19 protein-coding genes and 1 tRNA gene are annotated in these 19,506 nt (G+C 45.9%); 8 read left to right on the top strand and 12 right to left on the bottom strand.

Features of this window, described 5'->3' with window-relative positions; genetic code table 11:
* Window positions 1–55: 55 nt before the first annotated feature.
* The 4 genes from V1L52_RS08655 to V1L52_RS08670 all read left to right on the top strand — a co-directional run bounded on the left by V1L52_RS08655 (window position 56) and on the right by V1L52_RS08670 (window position 6,605).
* The gene (locus tag V1L52_RS08655) at window positions 56–934 is read left to right on the top strand and encodes a carbohydrate ABC transporter permease (RefSeq protein WP_428768796.1); all 879 of its coding nucleotides are present in this window, start codon (window positions 56–58) and stop codon (window positions 932–934) included.
* A 29-nt stretch (window positions 935–963) separates the two neighbouring features.
* Window positions 964–1,809, top strand: a complete 846-nt coding sequence (locus tag V1L52_RS08660) for a carbohydrate ABC transporter permease (protein ID WP_428768798.1) — start codon at window positions 964–966, stop codon at window positions 1,807–1,809.
* Between the two features lie 4 nt (window positions 1,810–1,813).
* The gene (locus V1L52_RS08665) at window positions 1,814–4,864 is read left to right on the top strand and encodes a glycoside hydrolase family 2 TIM barrel-domain containing protein (RefSeq protein ID WP_428768800.1); all 3,051 of its coding nucleotides are present in this window, start codon (window positions 1,814–1,816) and stop codon (window positions 4,862–4,864) included.
* Window positions 4,865–4,952: 88 nt separating this feature from the next.
* Window positions 4,953–6,605 (top strand): nucleoside kinase, encoded by a 1,653-nt coding sequence (locus V1L52_RS08670; protein ID WP_428768802.1) that lies wholly within the window; start codon window positions 4,953–4,955, stop codon window positions 6,603–6,605.
* A gap of 25 nt (window positions 6,606–6,630) precedes the next feature.
* On the opposite strand, the gene fliJ is transcribed toward V1L52_RS08670, so the two are convergent.
* The 8 genes from fliJ to flgB all read right to left on the bottom strand — a co-directional run bounded on the left by fliJ (window position 6,631) and on the right by flgB (window position 13,657).
* Entirely contained in the window at window positions 6,631–7,068 is a 438-nt protein-coding gene (gene fliJ, locus V1L52_RS08675; RefSeq protein WP_428768804.1) for a flagellar export protein FliJ, read from the bottom strand.
* Window positions 7,065–8,492 carry a FliI/YscN family ATPase gene (locus V1L52_RS08680; protein ID WP_428768806.1) on the bottom strand — a complete coding sequence of 476 codons (1,428 nt, stop codon included), beginning with the start codon at window positions 8,490–8,492 and terminating at the stop codon, window positions 7,065–7,067. Before V1L52_RS08680 ends, fliJ begins: the two co-directional genes overlap by 4 nt.
* Window positions 8,493–8,504: 12 nt before the next feature.
* On the bottom strand, window positions 8,505–9,437 hold the full coding sequence (fliH, locus tag V1L52_RS08685; protein ID WP_428768808.1) for a flagellar assembly protein FliH: 933 nt from the start codon (window positions 9,435–9,437) through the stop codon (window positions 8,505–8,507).
* 38 nt (window positions 9,438–9,475) lie between these two features.
* Entirely contained in the window at window positions 9,476–10,540 is a 1,065-nt protein-coding gene (fliG, locus tag V1L52_RS08690) for a flagellar motor switch protein FliG (RefSeq protein WP_428768810.1), read from the bottom strand.
* A gap of 1 nt (window position 10,541) precedes the next feature.
* Window positions 10,542–12,251: a flagellar basal-body MS-ring/collar protein FliF gene (gene fliF, locus V1L52_RS08695; RefSeq protein ID WP_428768812.1), complete on the bottom strand. Its 1,710-nt coding sequence runs from the start codon at window positions 12,249–12,251 to the stop codon at window positions 10,542–10,544.
* A 139-nt stretch (window positions 12,252–12,390) separates the two neighbouring features.
* Window positions 12,391–12,732 carry a flagellar hook-basal body complex protein FliE gene (fliE, locus tag V1L52_RS08700; RefSeq protein WP_428768814.1) on the bottom strand — a complete coding sequence of 114 codons (342 nt, stop codon included), beginning with the start codon at window positions 12,730–12,732 and terminating at the stop codon, window positions 12,391–12,393.
* 38 nt (window positions 12,733–12,770) lie between these two features.
* Window positions 12,771–13,226 (bottom strand): flagellar basal body rod protein FlgC, encoded by a 456-nt coding sequence (gene flgC / locus V1L52_RS08705; RefSeq protein WP_428768816.1) that lies wholly within the window; start codon window positions 13,224–13,226, stop codon window positions 12,771–12,773.
* 17 nt (window positions 13,227–13,243) lie between these two features.
* Complete coding sequence (gene flgB / locus V1L52_RS08710; RefSeq protein ID WP_428768818.1) at window positions 13,244–13,657, bottom strand: flagellar basal body rod protein FlgB; 414 nt, start codon at window positions 13,655–13,657, stop codon at window positions 13,244–13,246.
* A 154-nt stretch (window positions 13,658–13,811) separates the two neighbouring features.
* Here flgB and V1L52_RS08715 point away from each other — a divergent pair, with 154 nt between their 5' ends.
* The 3 genes from V1L52_RS08715 to efp all read left to right on the top strand — a co-directional run bounded on the left by V1L52_RS08715 (window position 13,812) and on the right by efp (window position 16,138).
* Window positions 13,812–14,462, top strand: coding sequence for a redox-sensing transcriptional repressor Rex (locus tag V1L52_RS08715; protein ID WP_428768820.1), 651 nt, complete (start codon window positions 13,812–13,814; stop codon window positions 14,460–14,462).
* Between the two features lie 3 nt (window positions 14,463–14,465).
* Window positions 14,466–15,461, top strand: coding sequence for a class I SAM-dependent methyltransferase (locus V1L52_RS08720; RefSeq protein WP_428768822.1), 996 nt, complete (start codon window positions 14,466–14,468; stop codon window positions 15,459–15,461).
* A 113-nt stretch (window positions 15,462–15,574) separates the two neighbouring features.
* Complete coding sequence (gene efp, locus V1L52_RS08725; protein WP_428768823.1) at window positions 15,575–16,138, top strand: elongation factor P; 564 nt, start codon at window positions 15,575–15,577, stop codon at window positions 16,136–16,138.
* 55 nt (window positions 16,139–16,193) lie between these two features.
* Here the strand turns inward: efp and V1L52_RS08730 are convergent.
* Window positions 16,194–16,267 (bottom strand) — tRNA-Val (locus tag V1L52_RS08730).
* Between the two features lie 112 nt (window positions 16,268–16,379).
* On the opposite strand from V1L52_RS08730, the gene V1L52_RS08735 reads away from it, so the two are divergent.
* Complete coding sequence (locus V1L52_RS08735) at window positions 16,380–17,012, top strand: winged helix-turn-helix domain-containing protein (protein WP_428768825.1); 633 nt, start codon at window positions 16,380–16,382, stop codon at window positions 17,010–17,012.
* Window positions 17,013–17,070: 58 nt separating this feature from the next.
* Here V1L52_RS08735 and V1L52_RS08740 read toward each other — a convergent pair whose 3' ends face one another.
* From V1L52_RS08740 to V1L52_RS08750, 3 genes are read right to left on the bottom strand one after another with little or no spacing between them, the layout of a single operon-like run.
* Window positions 17,071–17,505 carry a response regulator gene (locus V1L52_RS08740; RefSeq protein WP_428768826.1) on the bottom strand — a complete coding sequence of 145 codons (435 nt, stop codon included), beginning with the start codon at window positions 17,503–17,505 and terminating at the stop codon, window positions 17,071–17,073.
* Window positions 17,506–17,529: 24 nt separating this feature from the next.
* On the bottom strand, window positions 17,530–17,994 hold the full coding sequence (locus tag V1L52_RS08745) for a chemotaxis protein CheX (RefSeq protein WP_428768828.1): 465 nt from the start codon (window positions 17,992–17,994) through the stop codon (window positions 17,530–17,532).
* Between the two features lie 15 nt (window positions 17,995–18,009).
* Window positions 18,010–19,506, bottom strand: a complete 1,497-nt coding sequence (locus tag V1L52_RS08750; RefSeq protein WP_428768830.1) for a CheR family methyltransferase — start codon at window positions 19,504–19,506, stop codon at window positions 18,010–18,012.

A 19,506-nucleotide genomic window follows, 5' to 3' on the forward strand; every position in this document is an offset into this window, starting at 1 on the left:
GCTTTCACAAAATCAAACGGTTTTGAGGCTGCCCCGTACACTTACGGAGTCAATAATGCATAAGTTTAAAACAGCTCTTATACCTTGGCTTTTTTTGGCACTCCCGCTTACGATGTATTTTACCTGGGTTATTTTACCCGTATTCCAAACCTTACTGTTCAGTTTAACGGATAGAGAAAGTATTCTTATACAAACAAAATATATCGGCCTTGCCAATTTCATGCGCCTATTTCGCGATCCGCAATTTTATTTGGCTTTAAAAAATAACTTTATTTGGCTTATTTCCTTTGTTGCCGTTCCGATCCCTCTCGGCTTGGCGATAGCGATGCTTTTTAATACCGATTATCGCGGTAATAAACTATATAAAACTCTTTTTTATATTCCGATGACGCTCTCTTTTACCGTCATCGGTACTATTTGGGCGTGGATCTACCAGCCCGAATATGGAGTTTTAAACGTTTTTTTACGCAGTATAGGATTACACGGGGCGGCCCATCCTTGGCTCGGCGATAAACGTTATATGACCTATGCCCTAGTTGCAGTCGGTATATGGCGCCAAGTTCCCTATGTTATGATTTTATATCTTGCAGGATTAAAAAACATTCCTTCGGAACTCATTGAAGCGGCTATGATAGACGGTGCGAATTTCAGACAGCGCTTTATCCGCATCATTATTCCCATGCTCTCGCCGGCGACAATTATGGCGGTAACCATATCAATCATCGATTCATTGCGTTCGTTTGATGCCATCTATGTATTGACCAATACAAAAGCACGTGCAGCGGAAGTATTATCAACTTATATGTACACCGCCGCTTTCCATTATCAGGATCACGGATACGGCTCGGCTATAGCCGTTATTCAATTTATTATCACACTGACTTTTATTTTGATTTACGTAAACAATAGTATGAATAAAGAAATACAACAGTGAAATACGCCGACTATTTGGAGGAAAATATCATGTCTGAAAAAAAACAACGCGGATATATGCGGCCCGTTCTGTTTTACGGATTCAGTACTTTGTTGGTTTTGCTGTGGCTTATTCCCATAATCATAGCCGTATTCACGGCGTTTAAGCCTATGGATGAAATTATGAGCAGCCCCTACATGTGGACGATGCCTAAACAATGGGTTTTTGAGAATTTTGTACATGTATGGAAACAAGCCGGTATGTCACGATACGTATATAATACTTTTGTTATAACCGTAGTTTCTTTGATCGGCACACTTCTTATCTCCAGCCTGGGAGCCTTTGCCCTTGCTTTTTATACATTCAAGTTAAACAGAACAGTACTCATTATTTTTATTTCGGGAATGCTTATCCCGTTTCAAATGCTTTTGATTCCCGTATACCGTTTTTCCGATACGGTCGGCTTGATTAACACAATGCACGGAGTAATGCTTTTCCATATAGCCTTTCAATCGGGATTTTGTACCTTTTTTCTACGCAATTTTATGAAACAGATTCCGTTCAGCCTTATAGAGGCATCGCGTATCGACGGCACCCGTGAATTTACCATCTATTGTAAAATTATTCTTCCGCTGTGCGTTTCCAGCTTTGCAGCTTTGAGCGTCCTTGAGTTTACCTGGATTTGGAATGATTTATTGTGGAGTTTGATAATGCTGCAATCCGATAATATAAAAACCGTTACGCAGGGACTTGCAAATATGCAGGGACAATACGTTACAAATTACAATATGACGGCAGCAGGCTCTCTCATCGCCGCCGCCGTTCCGTTGACAATGTTCTTGATATTTCAGAGGTATTTTATAGACGGCATGACGGTAGGCTCCGTAAAGGGATAAAACTATGAACGAATTCAAAAAACTGCACGAAGATCCTCGGCTTCTCCATATCGGAACCTGTCCGCCGCGAAGCTACTACATTCCGGCGGAAACGGCAAAAGCGGCGCAGGATGCACTGCGCACGGGAAGTTCAGGCAGGGTACTGTCTCTTAACGGTACATGGCGCTTTATGTATTACGAGTCTTTCGACAAAGCCGTCGATGCGGATTCCGGTATCGAGGCCCTCCGGAGCCTCAGAGATGAGTGCATGGATATCGTTCCGGTGCCTTCCTGCATACAAAATCACGGATATGACCGGCACATGTACACGAATTTTCGTTATCCTTTTCCCTATGACCCGCCCTACATCCCCGACGAAAATCCCTGCGCATGGTACCGCCGCGATTTTTCAGTGCCCGAAACGGCAGGTCTTGAGCGCAGTTTTTTGAACTTTGAAGGCGTCGATTCATGCTTTTACGTATGGATCAACAAAAAATTTGCCGGCTACAGTACGGTATCTCATTCATCTTCGGAATTCGAAATTACCGATTTTCTGTGCGCCGGTATAAACACGATTGAAGTCCTTATATTCAAGTGGTCGGCGGGTTCTTATTTGGAAGATCAGGACAAGCTGCGCATGAGCGGTATTTTCCGCGATGTCTATATTCTATGCAGACCGCGCGAATATATGGAAGACGTTTTTGTTAAAACCGATTTGAATGCCGATTTTACCGAATGCGTTTTATCCGCCGATATAAGACTTGCAGGAAGTCCCGCGGTAGAGTTGAGTTTATATGCTCCGGACGGTATCCTCTGCGCACAAAAAACACCGAGTACAGGCGGAAAAACCGAATTCGTTTTAAAAAATCCCCTGTTATGGAATGCCGAAACTCCGCACCAATACAGACTTGATATATGTACCCGTGCAGCCTGCGGTACCGAAGAACATACCGCCTTTGACATAGGCATACGCAAAATAGAAATACAAAACGCATGCGTCCTTTTGAACGGCAAAAAAGTAAAATTTTTCGGTGTAAACCGCCACGACAGCGATCCGGTAACCGGCTATACGATAAGCAGGGAACAAGCTATGAAAGATTTGATATTGATGAAACGCCACAATATCAATGCCATCCGTACCAGCCATTATCCGAGTACACCGTGGTTTTTACAATTATGTTCCGCATACGGATTCTATGTTATAGCGGAGGCCGACATTGAAGCTCACGGTACCGTTTCGCAGCGCGGCGGATATGAAATCGAATTTTTTTCGGAAATTGCCGAAAACCCGCTGTTTAAAGATGCGATTTTGGACCGTGTTCAGCGCTGTGTTATCCGTGACCAAAACCGCGCCGCTGTTTTAATGTGGTCGCTCGGTAATGAAAGCGGCTACGGAACGAATTTTGAAAACGCCGGGCGTTGGGTAAAATCCTACGATAACTCGCGCTTACTGCATTATGAAGGCGCCTTTTGGGCGGATAAAAACCGTACAAACGATTTTTCAATGCTGGACGTATTCAGCAGAATGTATGCACCGACGGAATGGGTGGACGATTATTTTGCCGAAAACAAGCACAAAAAACCGCTTGTACAATGTGAATTTATCCATGCAATGGGTAACGGTCCCGGCGATATAGAGGAAAACATTCTTCAGATTCTAAAGTATGAAGGTTTTTGCGGCGGTTTTGCATGGGAATGGTGCGATCATGCCGTGTACGGCGGCACAACCGCAAAGGGAAAATCGGTATACCGCTACGGCGGAGATTTCGGCGACTTTCCGAACGACGGCAACTTTTGCGTCGACGGTTTGGTATATCCCGACCGCACGGCGCACACCGGCTTACTCGAATACAAAAACTGCCTACGTCCGATACGCTCATACCGAAAAGACGGCAGCACCTTTGAGTTTGTATCGAATCTTGTCTTTACCGATGCCCGCAGCCTTATAGACATTGAATACCGTATTGAACAGGACGGTAAAACCGTACAAAGCGGTATACTAACGGAGGCAATATTTACCCGAAACGGAAAAGGCGAATCCTGTGCCGAAGTACGCCTGCCCCTTCCCGAAGCGAGCGGCGGCATACAGGTTTTGTTATTCAACTACCGTGCAAAGTGCGATACGCCCTTTTATTCGGCCGGCTACAGTCTCGGCTTCGATGAATACATATTAACTGAAAAAAAGACCGTCCTTTGCGAAGCGGAAAAAGGCAGGATTGACTGTATAAAAAAAGGCCGCTGTATCAGCCTCTCTTCACGCGATTTCAGTTACGACTTCGATACATACACCGGTCTTTTTTCGCGCATGACATACAAAAACACCGTACTCATTGAAAAAAGCTGCGAATGGAATATATGGCGCGCTCCGGCCGATAACGACCGCAGTATCCGTGAAAAATGGGAAGAAGCCGGCTATGACCGTATCCGAACAAAGGTCTACGCGGTTCGCACCGAAGAACTTCCCCAAGGCGGTATCCGTATAGAAGCGGATCTGTCCGTATCGGCCGCATTTATCCGCCCGATATTGCGGATTACGGAACAATGGACAATAGATGCGGCGGGAAAACTGTATTTTAATATAAAAGCCGAACGCGATACCGCACTGCCCTTCCTGCCCCGCTTCGGACTGCGTTTTTTTATGCCCCGTGACTTTGAAAACTGTACCTATTTCGGTTACGGCCCCTATGAAAGTTACTGCGATAAACACCGCGCATCCTCGCTCGGATTATATACGACAACCGTATCCGAACAGCATGAGCCCTATATTAAACCGCAGGAAAATTCCTCCCATTGGGGCTGCCGTTACGTCAAGCTCGGCAATTCCCGCATAACGCTGCTTACCGAAAGCACGGGGCCGTTTTCGTTCAATGTATCCCGCTACACCCAGAAAGAACTGACTTCAAAAGGCCATGAGCATGAATTGGAAAAAAGCCCCTACACGGTTTTTTGTTTGGATGCCCGCATGAGCGGTTTGGGTTCGGCAAGCTGCGGCCCCGACTTAAAGGAAATATATCAGGTACATGAAAAACACATCAAATTTGAAGGAGTTCTAACACCGCACATAAACCGAAAATAAGCATATCTAAAACCGGCTGTTTATATGAATAAGCCAAAATGTTTTTCTTCTCTATACAAAATATTCGTATTCTTTTACAATATCCTCTATGAATACAATTACCTTAACCTTTTCAAACGGAAAAGTCCTGCAAACCGCAGCAGGCTGTAAGGCTGCCGACGTCATCGATATGTTCGAAAAAGCGGACCAACCGGTTATTGCGGTGCGTTTTAACAATGAAATATGCTCTTTAGCACAGCCGCTTAACAACAGCGGCGATTTGGAAGCCGTGCGCATCGGTTCTTCCGAAGGTTCTACAATATACCGGCGCTCATTGTGCTTTTTACTTGCCGCGGCAGCCGCGGAGATTTTTCCCGGAAAAAGGCTGGTTGTGGGACACAGCCTCGGATACGGCTATTATTACACAATGGATACGCCCTCCCCTCTCGGTGAAGCCGATGTAGCTCTTTTAAAAGATAAAATGAATGAGCTTATCAAAGAAAATCACACTATACGCCAAAGTTTTATTTCGTACGGCGAAGCTGTTGAACTGTTCGAAAAACTGAATATGACCGAAACCCGCAAACAGCTGAATTTTATATGCCCCCCGCAATTTAAAATCAATACGCTTAACGGATTTTCCGATTTATATTTCGGCCCTCTTTTGCCGGCAACGGGCTATGTAACGCATTTTGACCTTATGCCCTACAAAGAAGGTTTTTTACTGCGCTACCCGTCCACTGCAAGCCCCGACCGTATAGGCGATTTTGAAGACATTCCGCAGTTATTCAACGTATACAAACGTTATAAGGATTGGGGCAAAGCCCTCGGCGTTACCTGTGCCGCCGACTTAAATGAACTTATCAGTAAGCGGAAAGTCCGCGACTTTGTAAACATAACCGAAACCCTGCAAAATAAGTGTATCGCCGAAATTGCCGACCAAATACATGAACGGGACAACGTAAAAACGGTTCTCATAGCCGGCCCTTCCAGTTCCGGAAAAACAACAACCTCAAAAAAATTGTCCATGCAGCTGCAAGTACTCGGCTTTACGCCCAAGGTAATCGAATTGGACACCTATTATGTCGGCCGTGAATTGACACCGCGGGACGAAAACGGCGATTATGACTACGAAACTTTGAACGCCCTCGATGTTGCCCAATTAAACCGCGATTTACAGGACTTATTTTCCGGACAGGAAATAAAGCTTCCCTCCTATGATTTTGTGGAAGGAAAACGCTATTACAGCGGAAAAACAATGCACTTAAAAGAGCACGATATTTTAATTATCGAAGGCATCCACGGCTTAAACGATAAATTGACACCTTCGGTTCCCAAAGAAAATAAGTTCAAAATATATCTTTCGGCTCTTACCCAATTGAATTTGGACGACCATAACCGCATCGCAACAAGCGATAACCGGCTTATCAGGCGTATTGTCCGCGATTTGCAGTTCAGGGGTAAGTCCGCCGCCGACACGATAAAGATGTGGCCGAATGTACAAAAGGGAGAACGTCTTCACATCTTCCCCTTTCAGGACAACGCCGATGCCATGCTGAACACCGCCCTCGACTACGAATTGGCGGTATTAAAGGTATATGCCGAACCTCTTTTGCGCTCGGTTACCCCGCTTGAGCGGGAATACGCGGAAGCCGGCCGCTTATTGAGGTTTTTGAATAACTTTTCGCCCATACCGGCAAATTTTGTCCCCGGCCAATCGCTTATCCGCGAATTCATAGGCGACAGTGAATTCAAATACTGAGCCCCTCTAAAAAACCGCTTATGTTTTAGAGATTTTCCTTGGTATTTGTTGCGCCGTAGGCCGCATCTTCCACGGCTTTTTCTTCGGCGCTCATGCTCTCTTTACGCCAAAGTGCAAATTGTTTTTCTTTTAATTTATCCAACACACTGCGTTTTTGCATGGCGGCGGTAAAGAGTGTGCGTTTTTCTTCCACACACAGTTCCGCCGCCGCAAGCTGCTCCAAAAGCTCTTCTTTGCGCAAATCAAGACGGCGCACATAGTTTTCCAGAGCCATAAGGCCGCGTATATCGATATTTTCGTTGCGGTTTTTATTTACCCTGACACGCTCGGAAGCGGTATCCCGTAAATCAAGGCGAATACGGTCGGCTGCGGAAATTGCTGCTGCCAATTCGGTTTTTGCATTTTTTTCTTCAAATTCGCGAAGCTGAAGCAGTTTTTCAAGGTTAAAAGAAAAGCGCTTCATAGCCTCTGTTCATCCGGGTCATAGTCGTCGAAAGAAACGGCCGTGTTAAAGGCCGCATCTTCGGCAGGAGGTACCCTCTTTTCCTCATAATCCCATTCTTCCTGAGGAATATCGATACCGGCCAGCTTTCCGAAAGCCGCCAAGGTTTCCCCTATCGAGGTTTTTTCGGTTTCTTCCTGCATTAAAAACCGCCGGATTTCAGAATGCAAATCGATGGCCTTATCCAATTCGGGATTGCTTCCTTTTTGATAGGCACCGACGGTTATCATATCTTCGGATTCGGCATAAAGGGCCATCATACGCCGTATAACGGCAACGGCTTTTTGCGTTTGCGGCCCCGACACCCGTTTGGAAAGGCGGCTGATACTGGCTAAAATATCGATTGCCGGAAAATGATAAGCTTGAGCCAGCTTTCGATTTAAAACAATATGACCGTCCAAAATACCGCGCACCGTATCGGATACGGGTTCGTCCATATCGTCCCCGTCTACGAGTACGGTGTAAAAACCCGTGATGCTGCCCTTTTGAGATGTACCGCTTCTTTCAAGCAGTTTGGGCATAATTTCAAACACGCTGGGTGTATAGCCCCGCTGGGCGGGAGGTTCCCCGATTGCAAGTCCTATCTCTCTTTGAGCCCGGGCAAAACGCGTAACCGAATCGAACATGAGCATAACGTCCTTACCCTGGTCTCTGAAATATTCGGCAACGGCGGTCGCCGTATAGGCCCCGCGCAAACGTGCAATGGGCGACTGATCCGAGGTTGCAACGACAACGACCGAACGTTTTAAACCTTCTTCACCCAAGTCGCGGTGCAAAAAGTCAATCACTTCTCGTCCGCGCTCGCCTATCAGGGCAATGACGTTTACGTCCGCATTCGTATTGCGCGCAATCATTCCCAATAAGGTCGATTTTCCGACGCCTGAGCCTGAAAATATACCCAAACGCTGCCCTCTTCCGACGGCCAAAAGCGAATCAAGGGCGCGAACACCGGTTACAATACGGCGGTTTACAGGCGTTCTGTCAAGCGGATCCGGGGCGGAAGCGATTGCAGGATAAAAAGTTGAGGCGGCTATTGCACCCTTTTTATCGTATGCTTTTCCCGTAGCATCCAATACGCGCCCGAGCAGCTCGGAAGAAACGGCAACCTGCAAAACACTGCCGGATGAAATAACGTTACAGCCTATTTCGATTCCCTTGGTATCTCCGTAGGCCATGAGCTGAACGGTCGTATCATATAAGCCGACCACCTCAGCCGTTACATGGGTATTTGATGAAGGGATTTCTATTTTACAGATTTCACCTATAACAGCCTGGGGACCGCGGCTTTCTATGAGCATTCCTCTCACACGGGTAACGTAACCCGTATAATGAACGGTTTCCGTTTGTTCAACCCGTTCGACGTATTTGGTAAAAATCGATTTCATCGATACGCCGCCTTATACCCGCTCAATGGGGGCGGTAGACGATACGGTTTTTATGGGAGTCAATTCAAGAATCTTTTGTTCAAGTTCCGCAAGCTGGCTGGAAATGCGCGCATCTATGGCTCCGAAATCCGTTTCGATGATACAGCCGCCCTTATCGACGGTGGAATCTTCGGCAACACTGATATTTTTCACGCTTTCAACTGCAGCTATAAAATCCTTAACATGCTCGGTGGTCAGTTCCAAATCGGAAATATTCACACGCACGGTTACATCGCCGCGGCCCTTTACTTTTCGCAATGCATGTACGACATTCGACATAATAACGTTGCGCTGATTTTCCGAAATAATCTTTACCACCTTGCGCGATATAAGCAAAACCAAATCCACAATCTGCTGTTCGGTTTCTTCCAAAACGGTTTTGCGTCTGTCAAGGGTTCTTTCAACGATAATATGCAAACGGTCTATAAGACGCTGAACTTCACGCTTACCGCTTTCGTAGCCGTCTTCATGACCGCGCTCATAGCCTTCTTTACGCGCTTCGGCAACGTTTTTTTCATAATTGCGCTCGGCTTCCTGCATCATATCCAAAGAACGGTTTTCCGCATCTTTTATAATTTGCGCAGCCTCGTCTTCAGCCTGCTTTTTTAAAACCGCGGCCTGATCGCTTTTACGTTTTACTTCGTCAAAGGCGGATTTTTCGGCATTTTTTATAATTTCACGGGCTTCGTTTTCCGCATCTTCCAAAAGCTTTTGCTTTTCGGCTTCCCACTCTTTTTTAAAAGCTTCGGCTTCACGGCGCAAATCGTCGGCGGTGGGGCCAGTGTACTCCGGTATATCGGGAATCTCAACCTCTTCCGGTTCTTCCTCAAAGGTATGAGTCAATTTAAGCAATACTTTTTGATCCGACTTCGTAATTTCCGTAGGCCGAAAAACCGTTTTAGCCATTCAGTGCTCCTCGTCTAAAAAATCCTCAGCCGACGGCCTTATTGTACAAGTTCGTCTTCACCCGCACGTGCGATAACGACTTCACCGCTGTCTTCAAGCCGGCGTATCGTAGATACGATTTTTTGCTGGGCTTCTTCAACGTCTTTCAAGCGTACCGGTCCCATGAATTCCATATCTTCTTTAAGCATACTTGCGGCACGTTTGGACATATTGCGGAAAATCTTATCCTGAACTTCGGTGTCGACCGCTTTAAGCGCTTTTGCAAGTTCCTGCACGTCGACTTCGCGCATAACACGCTGAATGGCGCGGTCGTCGAGCATAACGATATCTTCGAAAACGAACATGCGCTTTTTGATTTCTTCGGCCAAATCCGGATCTTCTTCTTCCAAAGATTCGATAATCGATTTTTCCGAAGAACGGTCTACCAGGTTTAATATTTCTACGATGCTTTCGACACCGCCTGCCGCCGTATAGTCTTCGCTCGACAGGGTGGAAAGCTTTTTTTCCAAAACGCGCTCTACTTCGCGCAAAACGTCCGGAGAGGTTCTGTCCATCGTTGCAATACGGCGGGCAACATCGCTTTGTATTTCGTCGGGTAAATTCTGCAAAATAATCGAAGCCTTATTCGGTTCCAAATAGGCCAAAATAAGGGCGATTGTCTGCGGATGTTCCTGCTGAATAAAGTTCAACAAGTGAGCGGGGTCGGTACGGCGTATAAAGTCGAAGGGACGCACCTGCAATGAGCTCGTTAAGCGGTTGATAATATCGATTGCTTTTTGGCTTCCCAAAGACTTTTCCAATAATTCGCGCGCAAAGTCGATACCGCCCGATGTAATAAAGTTTTGCGCCTTTATCAAATCCTGAAATTCGCGCAATACCGCATCTTTTAATTCGGCGTCTACGGTATCGAGGCGCGCAATTTCGAAAGTAAGAGTTTCAACCTCGTCTTCGCGTAAATGCTTAAATATTTCGGCCGAAATATCCGTACCGAGCGAAAGCATAAAGATGGCGGCTTTTTGTCGTCCGTTGAGATTTTTAAAATCCTGAGCTTTTTTTGCGCCGCCTCCGACAGAGGCTCCGCCTTTTCCTTTCGTTACCGACATCTTATTCCTCCATAAGCCAAGTACGGATCAGCATCGCCACATCCTCAGGATGTTCACGCGCTATGGACAATACGCTTTCCTGAAGTTCCGCACGTTCGCGCTCTTCAACCGACATCGTAACTTCCATACCCGCCTGCTCGGCTTCCCACAGGGTTTTTTCGCGCTCAAGCTGGTGCTGGCGAAGCAATTCTTCTTCGCGAAGGCGCCGCCTTCTTTCCATTTCGCGGGTAATAATACGGAACAAAATAAAGGCGATTAATACGGTTATAACGCCTATAATCGATAAAAGCACCGTACGCCGCGTCTGCTCGGCACGAAGATAGGCACTATCCTCGGCGGCAAACTGGGCGGTACGGTCTACGGCTATATTCGTTACCGTAACCGAGTCCCCGCGTGTACGGTTATAACCGATTGCATCCTGTACCAAAAGCTTCGCTTTTTCCAAATCTTCCGGCGCAACGGGCATATACTCGCGCTCAATACTTCCGGCAGGCGTTATAATAATCTTTCCGGATTCGGGATCGGTTTTGCGTTTCCATACACCGTCTATGTTTACCGAAACCGTTACCCGGTCAATCGACGGACTTTTAACTTCCTGCGTTTGCTTTGTGTTGATCGCCTGATTTTTTGTTTCCGATTTTTCCTGATTGATGCCGTACATATTCGTCATATCCGAATACACGGGCGGATTTTGTCCTTCGGGGCCGGCAGGTCCTTCGGGATTGTATATGGTTCCTTTCCATGTTTTATCGATAATTTGAGACGAAAGGGTTACCGAGGGCAAGAGTTCCGAATCGTCGTAGGGCGTATCCTGATTATCGGGTCTGAGCGTAAAGGGAAAATACTCGGTGGAATTCACTTCTTTTTTCGACATATCCATGTCGATTTTTATATTCAGGTTGCGCACACGGTCTCTGTCAAAGTTTTGCTGTAAGGTAAGCAAAATCTTTTCCCGGTATGCGTTTTCAAGATTTTCAATCAGTTTTTGCTCTTTTGCGATAATATCGACGCGCTCGGAAGCCGCTTTTTCGGCAAAATCGTTTAAAACCGTACCGCCCGAATCGACAATCGTAATGTTTTCGGCCTTTAAGCCCGGAACGGCCATCATCAAAAGCTTTTGAACGCCTTCAACCTTGTTTTTGTTTTCGGGAAAATCGCTTCCCGGTTTAACCGTTAAGATAACGCTTGCGGTAACCGGCTTTTGGTCGGCGGTAAAAAGCGATTTTTCGGGCATGCCGAGCACCACTTCGGCGCGGTCTATTTCGTCCAAAGACTCGATGTGCTGTGTTACCTGAGCCGTAATCGAACGCTGCAAATTGACGTTTTGCTGAAAATCGGTAACCGTCCAGCGCTCCACATCGAAGAGGTTCCACGGGTCGACATTGCCGGGCACCAAATCTTCACGCACCAAAAGCGAACGCATACGGCGCGCCGTCGCTTCATCGTCGACCGAAATCATCCCCGCATCGCTTAAAGAAACCCTGACGTTTTCCTGAGAAAGGCGGGAAACGATTTTATCGCGCATTACTTCGTCGGTAACGGGTACGCTGAACAGGGGAACCGTTGTGGGGCGGGCCGAAAAGACGGACACAAGAACAAGACCGACTATAACCGCCGCAACAATACCGATAAGAATAATTTTTTGAACTATGCTCCACTTGGACCATAATCCTTTGATTTGACTAAAAAGCTTTTTAAGCCATTCGTTCATGAACCCTCCCGTCAAAGGCGGCGCCGCCTTTGTGAACGAATTTACTGCTCCGAGTTTAACGGGCCTGTAAAAAACCTGCGGCTTTTAAAACAAACCCCATATTTTAATGTGTTATAATAACACGTTTTGCGGAATTTGTCTAGCGTCCGCTTGTAATTTCGTTCCAAGCCTGAGTCAACCGGCTGATTACGTTTTGCGCCAAATTAAGCGACAAATTGGCCTGAGCCATCGCAATCGTTACATCGTGCGGGTCAACGGAATCGGGCTCCGTTACGGCGCGCCGGGCCAAATCCGAAACGGCAAGCTGTTTACCGTTTACATAATTTACCGCATCCAAAAGATAGCGGTCGAATGTTGTACGGTTTGCAATTCCCGGATTTTCACGGCTCAGGCCGGCATCGTTTTTTCCGCCGAGGTTTACCATCGGCCCCTGCCCTATATGCGCCGGATTCGAGCGCACCAAATTCATCGTATCAATCATCATCCCCTCCCTGTCATACGGCTTTCATTATATGCGGCTTATTGGCCGATTGCAAGGGCTTGCTGAAACATTTCTTTTGCGCCCTGAATAACCGTCGTATTCGCTTCGTAAGCGCGCGATGCCGAAATCAAGTCCACCATTTCGTTTACGATATTGACGTTAGGCAATTCCACATAACCGGCATTCGGGCCGCTTTGTATCGCATCCGGATGGCTCGGGTCATACAAAAGAGGGCCCTCGGAAGTGTCTTTTTGAACTTTCATAACGCGCACGCCCTTACCTACTCCGTTATCAAGGCTTTCAGGCACAAAGGGGCTGCGCGCCGTCGGGTATTTTTGCGCCGTTCCCAAAATAACACGCGAGCGCTTAAAAGGGCCGCCGTCCTGAGTACGGGTTGTCGATGCGTTTGCAATATTGTCCGATATAACATCGCTTCTGAAACGCTGTGCGCTTAAACCCGTTGCGGCAATATTTATACTTGAAAAAAGTCCCATTGTATTATCCTACCCTCCTACTTTAAAATCACCTTCATTTGTGAAAACTGAAAACCTTCAAGCAAACCCAAAAGCTGATAGTGCATTTGAACCTGTAAGACATTCATCGCTTCCTGCTCCGCATCGACATTGTTGCCGTTGGGCTTTACCGTACTGATATAATCGGTTACCCTGCGCGGTTCAACCGTGCGGTAATCGATATAGGTATCGTTATCTATATGACGCGGGTCGCTTGTAATAAGGCGGGCATGATCCTTTGCGCGCATCTCCGATTCAAAGGCTTTTTTTAATTGACTTTCAAAGTTGACATCCGTGCGTTTATAGTTCGGTACCTCGGCATTCGTCAGATTGTGAGCCGTAACCTGATAGCGTAAAGCGTTTGCATCCAAAGCACGATGAAGAATATCCGTCGTTCTTGAAAAATCGTTCATAATTTTGCCCCCTCTTTTTTATTTTCGGAATTCAAAAATAAAAGTTTAGACAAAAAGGCTGCGTTTTCTCTTCACAAGTTCGCCTTTATATTGTATAATCTTATAGATAATCCGTTCAGGAGAATCTATTCAATTCCGAAAAGAGGAGCGTATTTTGCTGCGACAAAAAATACCTGCAACGCCTTCAATACGGCGTTTACCGTCCTATCTACATATTATAAGAAATGCCGAGAGCGAAGGCTACGAATTTATTTCGGGAACGGTTATAGCACAGGAACTTGATTTGGAGCCTATTCAGGTACGCAAAGATTTGGCTATTACGGGTATTGTCGGAAAGCCGAAAAAGGGGTACCCGGTTGCGGCCTTGATTGCGGCTATAGAGCATTTCCTCGGCTGGGATAAGCAGCAAAATGCCATTATCATAGGAGCCGGCAATTTGGCAACCGCTTTAACCGGTTATCAGGAATTTCAATTTCACGGTTTGAACTTTGTTGCCGCGTTCGACACCGATCCGCGTAAAATCGGGAGCAGTATTCACGGAGTTCCCGTATTTTCACTTGAAACCCTCGCCCAGCAAGTGCGGAACCTTAAAGCGACCATAGCGATTATCACCGTTCCGTCAACCTATGCACAGGAAACGGCCGACAAGGTTGCGCAAACCGATATAAAGGCTATATGGAATTTTTCCAACGTAAAATTAAAATTGCCTGAAGGCATTGTCTGCCAGCGGGAGGATTTAACGTCGGGCTATGCCATGCTCAGCCTTATGTTGAACAGTACAAAACCTCACCGCATCAAAAAATAGGGAATGAACTCAAAAACGGCCGAACAGCTCATTCTGTTTGAAAACCGCCTCCGTAAACGGGGACGGCACTTAAAAAAATGGGCACAGCGCACCGAAACCTATGCCTACCGCCTCTACGACCGCGATATTCCCGAAATTCCGCTTTGCCTCGACCGTTATGAAGATACGGAAGGCAGCGTATACCTTGTGCTTTATTTATACGAGCGCCCCTACGAAAAAGACGAAGCCGAAGAAACCGTCTGGCTTGAAGCGATGCGCGAAACGGCCGCGAAGGTTTTGGATGTTTCAAACGAAAACATATTCGTAAAACGGCGCAGGCGGCAAAAAAACAGACAAATCGAAGCGGCCCAATACGCAAAACAAGCCGAAAAGGATTTTTATATCACCGTAAAAGAAAGCGGCCTTTTATTTGAAGTCAATTTATCTTCATACCTTGATACGGGCTTGTTTTTCGACCATCGGATTTTGCGCAATACGGTGCGCTCGGAAAGCCGCAATAAAAGCGTTTTAAACCTCTTTTGTTACACGGGAAGTTTCAGCGTCTATGCGGCCTCGGGCGGGGCTCTACGAGTCGATTCGGTCGATTTATCCGCACCCTACCTGAAACGCGCACGGCGAAACCTTGCACTTAACGGCTTTACGGATTCATCGCGGTATGCACTCATTCAAAGCGATGTATTGAGCTTTTTACATAACACAAAACAAAGCCGCGATATAATCATCTTAGACCCGCCGACCTTTTCAAATTCAAAAAAAACCGATACCGTTCTCGATATAAACCGTGATTGGCCGCTTTTAACCTCTTTGTGTATAAACCGCTTGAACAGGGGCGGAACCCTCTATTTTTCCGCAAACAGCCGCTCCTTAAAATTCGACGAAGCCGTTTTGCGTTCAGCCTGTGCGCAGACGCTGAATATTACCGACATAAGCGAAAAAACCGTCCCCGAAGACTTCCGCAATAAACGCATACACCGCTGCATAAAAATAACCCGCAAATAAAATTAACCGCAGAGACCGCGAGGTACTCAAAGTTTTTAAAGCCATGTACGGTCGGTTGCAACGGCAGGCAAAATTCATTATAATAAGGCATATTATTTTTTGAGAGGAAAACAATGATTAGAGGCGGAGATATCGCCAAGGGAACGGTTTTGCTTATTAAAAACGCTCCCTTTTTAGTAGTTGAACGCGAATTTGTAAATCCCGGTAAGGGAACGGCTTTTGCCCGCGTTAAAATGAAAAACTTAAAGGACGGTTCGGTGTTAACCCAAACCATTAAAACACCCGACCTTGTTGAAGACGCCACCGTAGAAACCGTAGACGGCCAATACCAGTATTCGGACGGTGAAAATCACATCTTTATGAACACCGTAACCTTCGACAGCATCAACGTACCCGAAACTCTGAATGAAAATTTAAAATACTATCTTAAGGAAGGCGAAGTGTATCCGATAGTGATTTGGGATGAAGAGCCTATCGATGTTAAGATTCCGCAAAAGATGGTATTCACCGTTGCCGAAAGCGAAAACTACGTTAAGGGAGACACCGTATCGGGCGCAACAAAACCCGTCATTACCGAAACCGGTTTAACCGTGCGCGTTCCCCTGTTTATCAAGCAGGACGAAAAAATACTCGTAAACACGGAAACAAACGATTACGTGGAGCGGGTAAATAAATAAAAAAATTGTAGCGTGATTGCAAGTTATGGGATATACTGTATAAAGATGCGGATTATGGGCGATACTGGGATCGAACCAGTGACCCCTACCATGTCAAGGTAGTACTCTAACCAGCTGAGCTAATCGCCCGCAGAGTTGATACTATACCACATACCGGTATTTTGGTCAAGCACTCATGTCCGGGTTCGGCTAATCCGATGCATCTTCTATGCTTACTTTAGGGCTTGGTACGAAGGTGTACATGTATATCCTGATACTGACCGAAAACAAGGGTCTTAACAACCTCCTGCACTGCGTTTTTTTACAGTCGGGCTGTTTTTGTAAAACGGTCCGCAGTTTAAGCGGTTTATTTACGGAAATCAGAAACCGCATTCCGGAATGTATAATCCTCGACAAGAATTTTTTCCCCGACTCTTATACAAGGCGTGAACTGACATCCTGCATACAAACGGTCGGTTTGTTTGAAAAACTCGACTCTTTGATTTTTCTGTATGACGAAAAGGACGCGCGCTGTTTTCGAACTCCGATTTTTCAAAGTCCTTTTTGTACACGGCAAACACAAGAGCGGATTGTAAAAACCTTACATTCAGCAGTAAAAAAAATCGGCAGCATTGCCCAAATACCGGAGGGTTTCAGACCCGTAGAAAAAAAACTTTACAGTCTGCTAAAAAAACGCGCGGAAGAAGAATTGTCGCTGGAAGAAATGTGTAAAGAGCTTTGGGGCGAACGTACCGACGGAAACACAAAAACGCTGTATACATACATATACAGGATAAAACACATTTTGGAAGAAAACGTATCAAGACCCGAAGCGCTCATCAAAGCAAAAAAAGGCTGCTATAAACTTACGTTTTTCCCTTCCGAAAGTTTATAGCAGACTTATATAATGTGCAGGCTACGGTTCGCATCGAAGGAACCGTATTTTACAAATTTTATTTTACGGATGCCGCTATGCGTTCCAAAACTTTTTTACGGTCAAGCGGTTTTACAATATAGTTTTTAGCACCCAAAAGAAGAGATTTTTTGACCAGTTCTTCTTTACCCAAGGCACTTATCATAACAACACGTGCATTTTTATCAAAGGCCATGATTTGCTCAAGGGCTGTAATACCGTCCATTTTAGGCATCGTAATATCCATCGTAACGAGATCGACATTGGGACACAATTCTTTATATTTTTCCACGCCTTCCTGGCCGTCACCCGCGGTCGCAACCACTTCATAGCCTTCACTTGTTAAGATTTGTCCCAGCTGTTTTGCAACAAACATCGAATCGTCTACAACGAGAACCCGTACCTTTGTTCCGTCCTCTTTGACTCCCTCAGGCGGTCGTTCGTTTATTGACGGAAAATCCTGTTTTGTTTTCATATCGTCTTCTCTCCTTCAGTCAGCTCAGTTTTCTTCACGGATAGCGACATTAACTTCTATTTTTCCCTGTTCGGTAATCATAGGAACGATCAAAGCTTCAACCTCATGCGTTGAAATCTCCATTTTTTCACCTGTAAAAAGCGCCGGAGGCGTCAAATCGAATTTAAATCCCAAATCATGCAGCTTTGTAACCGCCTGGGCGGTTATCAGGTTTGCCAATTCGGTAATGGTTGCCTTCGCCAATTCATCAAAAGCGGGCAGTTCTTCCATATTCATACGCGAAGCAATCTTTAAGGCTGTGTCCATCGTCATATCGAACAGAACACGGCCTTCAACATCGCCTGCAAGACCTACAAGGGCAACAACCCCCATAACCGGCATTGATGTTGACTTAAGATATAAATCGCCACGCTTAACCGGACCGTTTAATACCTCCGCTAAAACGCTGTACGCTGTTTCTACAAAAGGATTGATGTACTCTACACGCAAATTGTCCTCCTAAAACTATTGCTTAGAATAAATAATAACCGAATCTTTCATAACTTCATACCAGTTATTCTGATCGGCAAGTACTTCATTATCACCGACAAGGGCAAAGCCGCTGCCGCGTATTTTTTCATGAAAATCGGCTAACACCGTTTCTCTCGCCGAATCGGGAACAAACGATAAAAAGTCTCTGGAAAAAACAATATCAACTTGGGGAACGGGATTTGCATGCGTACAATCGTGATACTCAAACATAATCATATCTTTTATATGAGGAGCAAATGTCCATTCTCCGGAGGCGGTTTGCGACAAAAAGGGCTCATACCAGGAAGTCGCCTCCGTTTTTTTCATAAGCATAAGAGGAGCATTGGAAACGGCAAGCAAATCGGTATCCTGCGCATAAATACGAATTTTCGCATCGGGATAACGCTTTGTCAAAAGACAGGCAAGCGAGTAAGCTTCATAACCTGCACCGCAGCCGGGATTCCATACCTGTATTTGTTTGGCCGGGTTATCCGGCAAAACCGCATATACGGCATCCGCATACTCTTTTGTCCACCAGGTATTCGAACAGCGCGAATAAAAGGGTTTCAAAAAGGCATCCGCATCTTCGGCATTTAAAATCTGCACGTTGGCACCGGCTCTTTCCTGTTTCCATTCACCGTAGCGCTTTTTCGCCCATGTTTCATTTACATCGGAAACATAAAACTTCTTTAAAGAAGCAAGGCTGTCGGCAATAAACGAAAACTCCGGCTCATTTTGGACACTTTGTGCAGCCGGTGCGGAAACTGCGGGCGAAGCCTTTGAGCCACTCGATACCGAAGGCGCAGCTTTAGAAGCGGCCGGTGCGGAAATCTTTTCGCTTTGAGCCGGGGCAGGCTGTAACACAGCAGGCTGTGCTGCAGCCGGAGCTTTTTGAACAGAAGAACCGGAAGCCTGCGCTTCGGGCGGAAGACTTTGGGCACGTAAAACCGTAAGGTCCTGCGCTTCGTAACGCTCCATAGTTTTTACGCCGAATATACGGTCTATATCAAGCAAAATATATAAACGGTCGGCGTTTTCGACAACACCGTAAATGTATTTTATGTTTATATCGCCGAACAGGGGGTGCGGAGGCTGTATCGAACTGCTTTGAATACCCACAACCCTGTCGATACGGTCAACGACAACACCGTATTTTTGCTCGCCGAAACTTATAATAATAATACTTTCCTGTTCTTCGCCCGTACGTTCGGGAACGGGAATATTAAAAAAGATGCGCAAGTCGATAATCGGAATTATTTCGCCGCGCAAATTGTATACGCCGATAACAAAGGGAGCGCTGTTGGGAACATAGGTAAACCGGCCGGCTTTTGCAATTTCCTTTATTTTAAGAATATCGATTGCATATTCTTTACCCGCAAGAGCAAAGGTTACCATCTTAAAGTCTATATTAACGATTTGTTCTTTTTTATCCACACCTACATCTTCAGCTGCGGTTTGTATATCAAGCGTTTTTTCCAGTGTTTTTTCCAT

Source organism: Treponema sp. HNW (genome assembly GCF_050320395.1).
In the GTDB taxonomy this organism is placed as follows: domain Bacteria; phylum Spirochaetota; class Spirochaetia; order Treponematales; family Treponemataceae; genus Treponema_C.

Coding starts and splice junctions, on each gene's coding strand:
- V1L52_RS08660 (WP_428768798.1), top strand. CDS start 964: ATGTCTGAAAAAAAACAACGCGGATATATGCGGCCCGTTCTGTTTTAC.
- flgC (WP_428768816.1), bottom strand. CDS start 13,226: ATGGGACTTTTTTCAAGTATAAATATTGCCGCAACGGGTTTAAGCGCA.
- fliG (WP_428768810.1), bottom strand. CDS start 10,540: ATGTCGGTAACGAAAGGAAAAGGCGGAGCCTCTGTCGGAGGCGGCGCA.
- fliF (WP_428768812.1), bottom strand. CDS start 12,251: ATGAACGAATGGCTTAAAAAGCTTTTTAGTCAAATCAAAGGATTATGG.
- fliH (WP_428768808.1), bottom strand. CDS start 9,437: ATGGCTAAAACGGTTTTTCGGCCTACGGAAATTACGAAGTCGGATCAA.
- V1L52_RS08665 (WP_428768800.1), top strand. CDS start 1,814: ATGAACGAATTCAAAAAACTGCACGAAGATCCTCGGCTTCTCCATATC.
- V1L52_RS08670 (WP_428768802.1), top strand. CDS start 4,953: ATGAATACAATTACCTTAACCTTTTCAAACGGAAAAGTCCTGCAAACC.
- flgB (WP_428768818.1), bottom strand. CDS start 13,657: ATGAACGATTTTTCAAGAACGACGGATATTCTTCATCGTGCTTTGGAT.
- V1L52_RS08720 (WP_428768822.1), top strand. CDS start 14,466: ATGAACTCAAAAACGGCCGAACAGCTCATTCTGTTTGAAAACCGCCTC.
- V1L52_RS08740 (WP_428768826.1), bottom strand. CDS start 17,505: ATGAAAACAAAACAGGATTTTCCGTCAATAAACGAACGACCGCCTGAG.
- V1L52_RS08750 (WP_428768830.1), bottom strand. CDS start 19,506: ATGGAAAAAACACTGGAAAAAACGCTTGATATACAAACCGCAGCTGAA.
- V1L52_RS08680 (WP_428768806.1), bottom strand. CDS start 8,492: ATGAAATCGATTTTTACCAAATACGTCGAACGGGTTGAACAAACGGAA.
- efp (WP_428768823.1), top strand. CDS start 15,575: ATGATTAGAGGCGGAGATATCGCCAAGGGAACGGTTTTGCTTATTAAA.
- V1L52_RS08655 (WP_428768796.1), top strand. CDS start 56: ATGCATAAGTTTAAAACAGCTCTTATACCTTGGCTTTTTTTGGCACTC.
- fliJ (WP_428768804.1), bottom strand. CDS start 7,068: ATGAAGCGCTTTTCTTTTAACCTTGAAAAACTGCTTCAGCTTCGCGAA.
- fliE (WP_428768814.1), bottom strand. CDS start 12,732: ATGATTGATACGATGAATTTGGTGCGCTCGAATCCGGCGCATATAGGG.
- V1L52_RS08735 (WP_428768825.1), top strand. CDS start 16,380: ATGTATATCCTGATACTGACCGAAAACAAGGGTCTTAACAACCTCCTG.